This is a genomic window from Actinomadura sp. BRA 177 (assembly GCF_013372625.1).
Taxonomy (GTDB): domain Bacteria; phylum Actinomycetota; class Actinomycetes; order Streptosporangiales; family Streptosporangiaceae; genus Spirillospora.
This window is the reverse complement of record NZ_JABXFD010000476.1, coordinates 1-9,978: the sequence shown is the minus strand read 5'-3', so window position 1 is coordinate 9,978 and position 9,978 is coordinate 1. Positions and strand designations below refer to the sequence as shown.

The window sequence follows — 9,978 nt, the reverse complement described above, 5'->3', positions numbered from 1 at the left end:
AGCACGCCGACGTCAACGCAGCCCGCAACATCGCCGCACGCGGCGCCGCGGGCTGGGCAGTGAGTCACGCTGCCGACGACGCGGCCTGACCCACCACATCCAGTGGCGGCCAAGAGCTGCAAGCTCGACCCCCTTCGGGGCCGAGAAGCTGACTCTGGAGCACATGGGATCTGATCGCGACCGTCGTCCTGCGCGACAACGCCGAGCTGGCCCGGTACGTGGGGTTGCGGCTCGGCGGGCTGGACGGCGTCACGGCGACCCGCACCCAGCTCGCCACGGCCCTGCACGCCGAGGGCAGCCGGTGGCGGCTGGACCGGCTCGGCGAGGAGCAGCGGGACCTGCTGCTCGGCGACCGCCCGCCGGGCGGCGGCGACCGTGCGCTGCGCCGCGAGGACGAGGCGCTGGTGCGGCTGCTGGTGAAGGACTGCCGGCAGCCGGTCGCGCGGCTGGCCGAGCACACCGGGCTCAGCCCGACGACCGTGCGGCGGCGGCTCGCCCGGATGGAGCGCGGCGGCGCGCTGATGTACCGGTGCGAGGTGGCCCGCTCGGTGTCGGGCTGGCCGGTCACCGTCTACCTGTGGGCGACGACGCCGCCGGACGAGGTGGCGCGGGTCGCCGGGCAGCTCGCCGGGCTGCGGGAGACGCGGATGTGCGCGTCGCTGTCGGGCTCGCACAACGTCCTGTTCGCGGTGTGGCTGCGCTCGGTGGACCGCGTCCAGGCGTTCGAGACGGCGCTGCGGCGGCGCTTCCCGCAGCTCGCCGTCACCGACCGCGCGGTGGCGCTCTGGCAGCTGAAGCTGGCGGGGCAGCTGCTCGACCCGGACGGCCGGCGGCTGCGCACCGTCCCGTTCTGGACGTGGGACGACCCCGGCACCGAGAGCGAGCTGGACGCGCTCGTCGCCCGCCTGCGCACCGGCCCGCCGCGCACCGTCGCGCCGTGACGTCCGAAGCCTCTATCGTGGGGTACCGCCCGCGACCGTACCGCCCGATCACGGCCGGTGTACCGCGGTGAAGGGACTCCGTTCGAAAGGCCGAGGTGTGAGTCAGCGACGACCGCGGCCGTCCGGCGGCCAATCGGTGGACGATGCGGCGAGCGGTGTCCCGGATGACGTCACGGCCGCGGTGGAGCGGGTGCTGAGCACGACGGCGCAGCTGTGGAGCCGCGCGGAGCAGGGCCTGGAACCCGCCATCTCGCCGATCCAGCTGCGCGCGGTGGAGGCGATCGCGCGGTTCGGCCGGCTGAACCTGGGCGGGCTGGCGGAGGAGCTCGGCGCCATCCCCTCGTCCACCAGCCGGCTGTGCGACCGGCTGGAGGCCGCCGGGCTGCTCGTGCGCGAGCCCGCCCGCGCGGACCGGCGGGAGATCATCGTCCGGCTGACCGACCAGGGCGAGCAGCTGCACGCGCAGCTGGTCCGGCGGCGCCGCGCGGCCGTGCGGGACGTGCTCGGGCAGCTGTCGCCCGCGTCCCGGGCCCGGCTGATCGACGCGCTGACGGAGTTCGGCCAGGCGGCCGAGCGGCGGGCCCACGGCGGGCCGCGGGTGGTCGGTTCCCGGACGGCCTGACGGCGCGGCCCCCCGATTTCGTCCGGTTCGCTGGACTTCGTCCACAGCTCGACGTCAAGTATTTGCTATGAGGCAAACTCTTTGGCAGTCTTCCCCTGCGGTCCTCGGGCCCTCGGGCCTGCCGGAAACGGGGCGCGGCCGCGTCCGGCGTCGGCAGGCGGGAATGAGATGGGGTCGCGATGAGTGCGCAGGGCAGCGCGGCGGGGGTCGACTATGGCCGTCCGGTCAGGATCGAGCGGGCGCTGCGGGCCGCCCCCGCGCACGCGGTGCCCGAAGCGCTGGCCCGGGCGCTGAGCGCGGAGTACCCGCAGATCTCCGCGGTCCGCCTGCTGGTGAGCGACTACCACACGCGCGTCCTGCTGCCGATCGAGCCGGTGGGAGCCGCGGCCGAGCCCCCCGCCGACGCGCTCGCCATCCGGCAGAGCACCGCCGGCCGGGCGTACGCCTCGCGCCAGGTGCTGGTGTCCACGTCGGAGGACGGCGGCGGGCCGCGCGACACGACGACCTATATACCGGTCACCGCGCGGGGCGAGCGGCTCGGCGTCCTGGAGGTGGCCTCGGCGGAGCCCTGGGGCGTCCCGGAGGCGCTGGCGGAGATCGGTGAGCTGCTCGGCATCGCGCTGAAGGTCGCCTGGAACTGGACCGACCGCTACGAGCGCGCCCGGCGCCGCCGGCGCCTCACCCTCGCCGCCGAGTTGCAGTGGCAGTTGCTCCCCGGGCACGCGTGCTCGGACGAGGGGTTCAGCCTCGCCGGCCATCTAGAGCCCGCGTACTCAATCGGCGGCGACAACTTCGACTGGTCCGCCGAGCACGACCACCTGGCGCTCACCGTCACCAACGGCGCGGGCACCGGCATCAGCGCGGCGCTGCTGACCTCGCTGACCGTCGGCGCGCTGCGCAACGCGCGCCGCTCCGGCGCCGACCTCGGCGAGCAGGCGAGCCTGGCGAACGACATGGTCCACGTCCGCTACGGCGGCCGGGAGTTCACCGAGACCCTGGTCATGCGGATCGACGTCGCGGACGGGACCGTGCACGTCATCGACGCGGGATCGCCGCGGATCCTGCGGCTGCGCGGCACCGAGGTGACGCGGGTGCCGCTGGAGCAGCAGCTGCCGCTCGGGATGTTCCCCGACACCGAGTACCGCCCGCAGCGGTTCGGCCTGGAGCCCGGCGACCGGCTGGTCATCGTCAGCGACGGCGTCTTCGCCGCGCGGACGGCGCGCGGCGAGTTCGGCACGGACGCGCTGGAGCAGGCGACCCGGCGCAGCCGGCTGCAGGACGCGGCGGAGGTGCCGCTGACCGTCATCACCGAGCTGATCGAGTACCACGACGGCGCGGGCCTCGCGGACGACGCCGTCGTGGTGTGCCTCGACTGGCACGGCCCGGCGGCCGGGAGGTAACCTCCCGCTTACGTCACCCCGTAGCGAGGAGCCTCCATGCCGGACCTGACCGCCGCCGAGACCGTGCGGGCCGCGGACGCGATCGTCCACGACATCGGCTCGAAGTGGATGCTGGACCCGGCGGTCTCCGAACGCGGCAAGGAGCTGGGCTTCGGCAACCCGTTCGCGTTCTACTTCGCCGGTCGCGGAGGAGTCCTCGGGGACGTCGACGGCAGCGTCGTGTGGGCCGCGCTCGGCTTCTTCGAGCCGGGCGTCGTCCGGGCCATGTGGGACGAAGGCGTCGCGGTCGCCGGGGCCCGGGAGGCGGCGCGCCGGTACGCGAAGGCGTTCACGGCCTGGGGCGAGGAGCACGTGCCCGATGATCCGCGGCTGTGCGAGCTGGCTGAACGGGTCGCGAACGCGGCCGACGGGGCGGGGCTGCCGCTGTTCTGCGGCTGGCGCGCCGAGCCGCTCCCGGAGAGTGGGCCCGGCCGGCTGGTGCAGGTGTTCCAGGTGCTGCGGGAACTGCGCGGCGGGCTGCACCTGGTGGCGACGACGGCCGTCGGCCTGTCGCCGCTGGAGGCGGTACTGACCCACGAGGGCGAGGGAAAGGCCCAGTTCTGCGGCTGGCAGGGCGGCTTCCCCGACTGCGCGCACCTCAAGCCGCAGCGCGGCGAGGCCGAGGAGATCACCGACCGCCTGGCCGCCAAGGTGTACGAGCGGGCGCTGTCACCGTCCGAGCGCGCCGAGTTCGCGGCCCTGGTGGAGAAGGCGGGATCGGCGATCCTCTGACGGGTTTGTCGCACGCGGACAAGAGCCGCCCGGAGATTGCGCAAATAGACGACTGTCGTCAGAAGAACGACAGGTTCATTGTTGCCCCATCACCGATCACTCCGAGAGGAGTACGCGATGGGGCGACCCCCACTCCCCCTGACGGTCCTCGCAGCGTCCGCATTGGCCATCGGCGCGATCGCCGGGCCGGTGAGCGCGCGCGAGGCCGGCCGGTCCGAGACGCCCGTCCCGTCCGGTTCGCCCGTCACCGACGTCAGCGAGTCGGCGGTGCGGGTCCGGGTGCCGCTGCCGGCCTCCGCCGGCCCGCACCCGGAAGCCTGCGACTGGCTGTCCAACCTGCGCTTCCGGCACAAGGACGGGCCCGCGGACGCCGCCCAGGCCGACAAGATCCTCGTCGCGCAGCCGGGCATCCTCGAAGGCGCGGAAGGTCTGGGAACCGAACCCAATTGCATCGGAAAGTCATCACACCGATACTGAACGTGGGTAAAGTGGGGGCCATGCGGATGGCGTACAAGTGCCGGGCCTACCCGGACTCCGAGCAGGCGGCCCTCTTCGGCCGCACGTTCGGCTGCGTCCGTCTGGTGTGGAACAAGACCCTCGCGGAACGCCGCCGCGCCTGGAACAGCGATGGGAAAAACACCACCTACAAGCAGACCGACGCCGAACTCACCGCGTGGAAGAAGACCAGCGAACTGGCGTTCCTGTCGGAGGTGTCCTCGGTTCCGCTGCAGCAGGCACTGCGGCACCAGCATGCCGCGTTCGCCAACTTCTTCGCCGGACGCGCTCGCTACCCCCGTTTCAAGAACCGCACCGGCCACCAGTCCGCCCACTACACCCGCTCGGCCTTCCGGTTCAAGGACGGGCAGTTGCGGATGGCCAAGACAACCGCGCCGCTTCAGTTCGTGTGGTCTTTCGACGAAGGGGACCTCGCCGGGCTGAACCCGACCATGGTGGTGATCTCGCGGGAGCCGGACGGCCGCTGGTATGTGACCTTCGCCGTCGACACCGGCGCCCCCGAACCGCTACCGCCGACCGGGCACGCCATCGGCATCGATCTGGGCGTGAAAGACTTCGCCGTCACCTCCGACGGGGAGCGCATCGCCAACCCCCGGCATCTGGAGCGCAAGGCCGCCAACCTGGCCCGATATCAACGGCGCATGGCCCGCAAGCAACCCGGCTCGGCCAACCGGCGCAAGGCCAAGAACAAGGTCGCCCGCTCCCACCGCAAGGTCCGCAACGCCCGCCGCGACTTCCTGCACCGCGCTAGCACCACCCTCGTCCGCCAAGCGGACACCATCGTGATCGAAGACCTCGCCGTCGCCGGCATGGTCAAGAACCGCAGCCTGGCCCGTGCGATCTCCGACTGCGGGTGGGGCGAGTTCCGCCGCCAACTGGAGTACAAGGCCGGACGCGCCGGACGCGTTCTGATCGTCGTCGACCGTTGGTATCCCTCGTCCAAGACCTGCTCGGCCTGCGGGCACCTGCTGGCCGAGCTGAGCCTTTCCACCCGGGCATGGTCGTGTCCGAACTGCCGCGCCCGGCATGACCGGGACTTCAACGCGGCCAAGAACATCCTTGCGGCTGGTCGAGCCGTAGCCGGGGCAGATCCCGGTGATGTCTGTGGAGCTGATGTCAGACGGCAAGGGCCCTCCCTTCCGCAGTCGGCTGCGAAGCAGAAACACCCACGGCGCGAGCCGTAGGAATCCTCTTCCCCCAGGAAGGGGAGGAAGTCAACGAGCACTACTTCCTCCGCGCGCGCGCGCTGATCCACGACTTTGTTTTGCCGCCCGGGCGGCGGGTAGGTGGACGTCGCGCCAAGGTGAAAGGTGGTGTGACGTGGGCGTTCGTACATGGATCGGGTCATGGCCTGTCTACCGCCAGTTCACCGGCGACGATCCGCTCGGACGTGGTGCCGCGGCCAAGAGCGCGGGGACCGAGCGGATCAAGGCGCGGGTGAGCACCGCCGACCAGGTCGTGAAGTCCGTCTGCCCGTACTGCGCGGTCGGCTGCGGGCAGAACGTGTACGTCAAGGACGGCAAGGTCACCCAGATCGAGGGCGACCCGGACTCACCGGTCAGCCGGGGGCGGCTGTGCCCGAAGGGCTCGGCCAGCCTCCAGCTGACCACCGGGTCGGCCCGCGAGCACACGATCCGCTACCGCCGGCCGGGCGGCGCCGACTGGGAGGACCTCGACCTCGACACCGCGATGGACATGATCGCGGACCGGGTGATCGAGGCCCGCCGGCACGGCTGGCAGTGGGAGCAGGACGACCTGCGGGTGCGGCGCACGCTCGGCTTCGCGAGCCTCGGCGGCGCCACGCTCGACAACGAGGAGAACTACCTGATCAAGAAGCTGTTCACCGCGCTCGGCGCGGTGCAGATCGAGAATCAGGCCCGCGTTTGACACTCCTCCACCGTTCCCAGTCTGGGAACCTCGTTCGGCCGCGGCGGCGCGACCACCTTCCAGCAGGACCTGCAGAACTCGGACTGCATCGTCATCCAGGGCTCGAACATGGCCGAGTGCCATCCGGTCGGGTTCCAGTGGGTGATGGAGGCGAAGGCGCGCGGCGCGAAGCTGATCCACGTGGACCCGCGGTTCACCCGGACCAGCGCGCTCGCGGACGCGCACGTCCCGCTGCGCGCGGGCAGTGACATCGCCTTCCTCGGCGGGATCGTCAACTACGTCCTGGAGAACGACAAGTACTTCCGCGACTACGTGGTGGCCTACACCAACGCGTCAGTGATCATTTCCGAGGACTTCCGCGACACCGAGGACCTGGACGGGGTGTTCTCCGGCCTGAACCCGGAGGGGCGCGACTACGACCCCCTGTCGTGGCAGTACGCGGGCATGAACGTCCAGTCCGCCGCCGGGCAGCGGGACATGCAGTGGGACGCGCGCGTCAAGGCCGTGTCCGAGGCGGGACGCGGTGAGGCGCACGGCTCCGGCGGCGCGGCGATCGGCGAGGGCGACCCCGAGCGGGACCCGACGCTGGAGCACCCGCGCTGCGTGTTCCAGCTGCTCAAGCGGCACTACTCCCGGTACACGCCGGAGATCGTGGAGCGGATCTGCGGCGTCCCGCAGGGCCAGTTCCTGAAGGTGTGCGAGATGCTCACCGAGAACTCGGGCCGGGACCGGACGTCCGCGTTCGTCTACGCGGTGGGCTGGACGCAGCACACGGTCGGCGTGCAGTACATCCGGACGGCGGCGATCCTGCAGGGCCTGCTCGGCAACATCGGACGTCCCGGCGGCGGCATCATGGCGCTGCGCGGCCACGCGTCCATCCAGGGCTCGACGGACATCCCGACGCTGTTCAACCTGCTGCCCGGCTACATCCCGATGCCGCACGCGCACACCAACCAGGACCTGGCCTCGTTCGTGCAGGGCGAGTCGGCGAAGAAGGGCTTCTGGGGCGAGATGCCGGCGTACGCCGTGAGCCTGCTGAAGTCGTACTGGGGTGACGCGGCGACCGAGGACAACGACTACTGCTTCGACTACCTCCCCCGGCTGACCGGCTCGCACAGCACGTACGAGACGGCGATGGCGCAGATGGACGGCGTGTGCAAGGGCTACTTCCTGATGGGCGAGAACCCGGCCGTCGGGTCCGCGAACGCCAAGATCCAGCGGCTCGGGATGGCGAACCTGGACTGGCTCGTCGTCCGCGACTTCTCGCTGATCGAGTCGGCGACGTGGTGGAAGGACGGCCCGGAGATCGAGTCGGGCGAGATGCGCACCGAGGACATCGACACCGAGGTGTTCTTCCTGCCCGCCGCCACGCACACCGAGAAGGACGGCAGCTTCACCAACACGCAGCGCATGCTGCAGTGGCACCACCAGGCGGTGGAGCCCGCCGGGGACGCGCGCAGCGACCTGTGGTTCATGTACCACCTGGGCCGGATCATCCGGAAGAAGCTCGCCGGGTCCACCGACGAGATGGACCGTCCGCTGCTCGACCTGACCTGGGACTACCCGACGCACGGCCGGCTCGACGAGCCGAGCGCGGAGGCGGTGCTGGCCGAGGTCAACGGCTTCGACGCCGACGGGAACCCGCTGTCGTCCTACACGCAGCTGAAGGACGACGGGTCCACGCGGTGCGGCTGCTGGATCTACTGCGGCTGCTACGCGGACGGCGTCAACCAGACCGACCGCCGCAAGCCCGGCAAGGACCAGCACTGGGTCGCGCCCGAATGGGGCTGGGCGTGGCCGTCGAACCGCCGCATCCTGTACAACCGGGCGTCCGCCGACACGGACGGCAACCCGTGGAGCGACCGCAAGGCCTACGTCTGGTGGGACGCCGACGAGGGCAAGTGGACGGGCCACGACGTGCCCGACTTCATCGCGGACCGTCCGCCGGACTACAAGCCGCCCCGCGACGCGACCGGACCGGACGCGCTCGCCGGCGACGACCCGTTCATCATGCAGGCGGACGGGAAGGCGTGGCTGTTCGTGCCGACCGGCCTGACGGACGGCCCGTTCCCGACGCACTACGAGCCGCAGGAGTCGCCGTTCACGAATCCGCTGTACGAGCAGCAGCGCAACCCGGTCCGGCATCTGCTGCCGCCGCATCCCGACAACCGGTACGCGCCGAGCGGCGGGTCGCCGGGAGCGGACGTGTACCCGTTCGTGACGACGACCTACCGGCTCACCGAGCACCACACGGCGGGCGGTATGTCGCGCTGGCAGCCGTACCTGGCCGAGCTGCAGCCGGAGTTCTTCTGCGAGGTGTCGCCGGAAATGGCGGCCATGCGGGGCCTGGAGCACGGCGGCTGGGCGACGATCGTCAGCCCGCGCGCGGTCGTCGAGGCCCGCGTGCTGGTCACCGAGCGGATGCAGCCCTTGGTCGTGGACGGCAGGACCGTCCACCAGGTCGGGCTGCCCTACCACTGGGGCCCGAACGGCCACAGCACCGGCGACGCCGCGAACGAGCTGCTGCACCTGTCCCTGGACCCGAACACCCACATCCAGGAGGCGAAGGCGGTCACGTGCGACGTCCGTCCCGGCCGCCGGCCGCGCGGTCCGGCCGCCCCGGCGCTGGTCCGCGAGTACCGGGACCGGGCCGGCATCACCGACGAGACCGGGACGGAGATCTAGCGGACGACGAGCGGGAGCGCCCCGGCGGGGACGAGTTCGCCGATGATCGGCTCGCCGGGGATCTCGCCCGCGACGAGGAGGCCGCCGGACGTCTGCGCGTCGGCGAGCAGCAGCCGGTCCGCTTCGGGCGTGTCGCCGAAGTCGGTGTGCGGGGCGACCCAGTCGAGGTTGCGGCGGGTGCCGCCGCTGACGTATCCGTCGCGCAGCGACTCGCGGGCGCCGTCCAGGTACGGGACGGCGGCGGCGTCGACGACGGCGGTGACGCCGGACGCGCGGGCCAGCTTGTAGAGGTGCCCGAGCAGCCCGAAGCCGGTCACGTCGGTGGCGCAGACGGCGCCGGCGTCGAGCGCGGCGGCGGACGCCTCGCGGTTCAGCTTCACCATGGCGGCGACGGCGTGCGGGAAGACCTCGCCGGTCGCCTTGTGCCGGTTGTTCAGGATGCCGAGGCCGAGCGGCTTGGTCAGGGTGAGCGGCACGCCCGGCTTGCCGGTGTCGTTGCGGAGCAGGTTGGCGGGGTCGGCGACGCCGGTGACGGCCATGCCGTACTTGGGTTCGGGGTCGTCCACGCTGTGGCCGCCGCCGACATGGCAGCCCGCCTCGGCGGCGACGTCCAGGCCGCCGCGCAGCACCTCGCGGGCGAGGTCGAACGGCAGCACCTCGCGGGGCCAGGCGAGCAGGTTCACCGCGACGAGGGGACGGCCGCCGACGGCGTAGACGTCCGACAGCGCGTTCGCGGCGGCGATCCGTCCCCAGTCGTAGGGGTCGTCGACGACCGGGGTGAAGAAGTCGGCGGTGGCGACGGCGGCGAGCCCGCCCCGGGAGCCCGGCAGCCGGACGACGGCCGCGTCGTCGCCCGTTTCGAGGCCGACGATCAGCTCGGTGTTGGGCGCGTCCGGGACGGTGTTCAGGCCGGCGACGACGTCCTCCAGCTCGCCGGGCGGGATCTTGCAGGCGCAGCCGCCGCCGTGCGCGTACTGGGTCAGCCTCTTCATGTGTTCCCCTCTGTGCAGCGCCGCCGGAGGTCGTCCACCCTGGTCGTGTAGCCCTTGCCGTCCAGGTGCTCCAGGAGCGGGACGGCGACGCGGCGGGTGGTGCCGAGCGCGCGGCGCGCCTCGCTCAGCGTGAACGGGCCGCCGACTGTCTCTTATACCCCTCT

The 9,978-nt window shown here is 71.9% G+C and carries 9 protein-coding genes; 7 read left to right on the top strand and 2 right to left on the bottom strand.

Going from position 1 to position 9,978, the window contains the following annotated elements; genetic code table 11:
• Window positions 1–218: 218 nt before the first annotated feature.
• The 7 genes from HUX53_RS27875 to fdh all read left to right on the top strand — a co-directional run bounded on the left by HUX53_RS27875 (window position 219) and on the right by fdh (window position 8,822).
• Window positions 219–941, top strand: a complete 723-nt coding sequence (locus HUX53_RS27875; RefSeq protein ID WP_217919994.1) for an Lrp/AsnC family transcriptional regulator — start codon at window positions 219–221, stop codon at window positions 939–941.
• Window positions 942–1,077: 136 nt separating this feature from the next.
• The gene (locus HUX53_RS27870; RefSeq protein ID WP_176406189.1) at window positions 1,078–1,563 is read left to right on the top strand and encodes a MarR family transcriptional regulator; all 486 of its coding nucleotides are present in this window, start codon (window positions 1,078–1,080) and stop codon (window positions 1,561–1,563) included.
• A gap of 179 nt (window positions 1,564–1,742) precedes the next feature.
• Complete coding sequence (locus tag HUX53_RS27865) at window positions 1,743–2,963, top strand: PP2C family protein-serine/threonine phosphatase (protein ID WP_176406188.1); 1,221 nt, start codon at window positions 1,743–1,745, stop codon at window positions 2,961–2,963.
• A gap of 36 nt (window positions 2,964–2,999) precedes the next feature.
• The gene (locus HUX53_RS27860; protein ID WP_176406187.1) at window positions 3,000–3,734 is read left to right on the top strand and encodes an evbL; all 735 of its coding nucleotides are present in this window, start codon (window positions 3,000–3,002) and stop codon (window positions 3,732–3,734) included.
• Between the two features lie 117 nt (window positions 3,735–3,851).
• The gene (locus HUX53_RS27855; protein ID WP_217919993.1) at window positions 3,852–4,211 is read left to right on the top strand and encodes a hypothetical protein; all 360 of its coding nucleotides are present in this window, start codon (window positions 3,852–3,854) and stop codon (window positions 4,209–4,211) included.
• A gap of 20 nt (window positions 4,212–4,231) precedes the next feature.
• A complete protein-coding gene (locus tag HUX53_RS27850; RefSeq protein WP_176406186.1) occupies window positions 4,232–5,434 on the top strand; it encodes an RNA-guided endonuclease TnpB family protein in 1,203 nt (400 codons plus the stop codon).
• Between the two features lie 136 nt (window positions 5,435–5,570).
• Window positions 5,571–8,822, top strand: coding sequence for a formate dehydrogenase (gene fdh / locus HUX53_RS27845; RefSeq protein ID WP_176406185.1), 3,252 nt, complete (start codon window positions 5,571–5,573; stop codon window positions 8,820–8,822).
• Here fdh and selD read toward each other — a convergent pair.
• Window positions 8,819–9,814 (bottom strand): selenide, water dikinase SelD, encoded by a 996-nt coding sequence (gene selD, locus HUX53_RS27840; RefSeq protein ID WP_176406184.1) that lies wholly within the window; start codon window positions 9,812–9,814, stop codon window positions 8,819–8,821. The genes fdh and selD overlap by 4 nt on opposite strands.
• Window positions 9,811–9,942: a SelB C-terminal domain-containing protein gene (locus HUX53_RS27835; protein ID WP_255205704.1), complete on the bottom strand. Its 132-nt coding sequence runs from the start codon at window positions 9,940–9,942 to the stop codon at window positions 9,811–9,813. The genes selD and HUX53_RS27835 overlap by 4 nt, the downstream gene beginning before the upstream one ends.
• Window positions 9,943–9,978 lie beyond the last annotated feature (36 nt).

Bases quoted from the DNA above. Each gene is read 5' to 3' on its own strand.
- HUX53_RS27865 (WP_176406188.1), top strand. From the start codon at position 1,743: ATGAGTGCGCAGGGCAGCGCGGCGGGGGTCGACTATGGCCGTCCGGTC.
- HUX53_RS27860 (WP_176406187.1), top strand. From the start codon at position 3,000: ATGCCGGACCTGACCGCCGCCGAGACCGTGCGGGCCGCGGACGCGATC.
- HUX53_RS27855 (WP_217919993.1), top strand. From the start codon at position 3,852: ATGGGGCGACCCCCACTCCCCCTGACGGTCCTCGCAGCGTCCGCATTG.
- selD (WP_176406184.1), bottom strand. From the start codon at position 9,814: ATGAAGAGGCTGACCCAGTACGCGCACGGCGGCGGCTGCGCCTGCAAG.
- HUX53_RS27850 (WP_176406186.1), top strand. From the start codon at position 4,232: ATGCGGATGGCGTACAAGTGCCGGGCCTACCCGGACTCCGAGCAGGCG.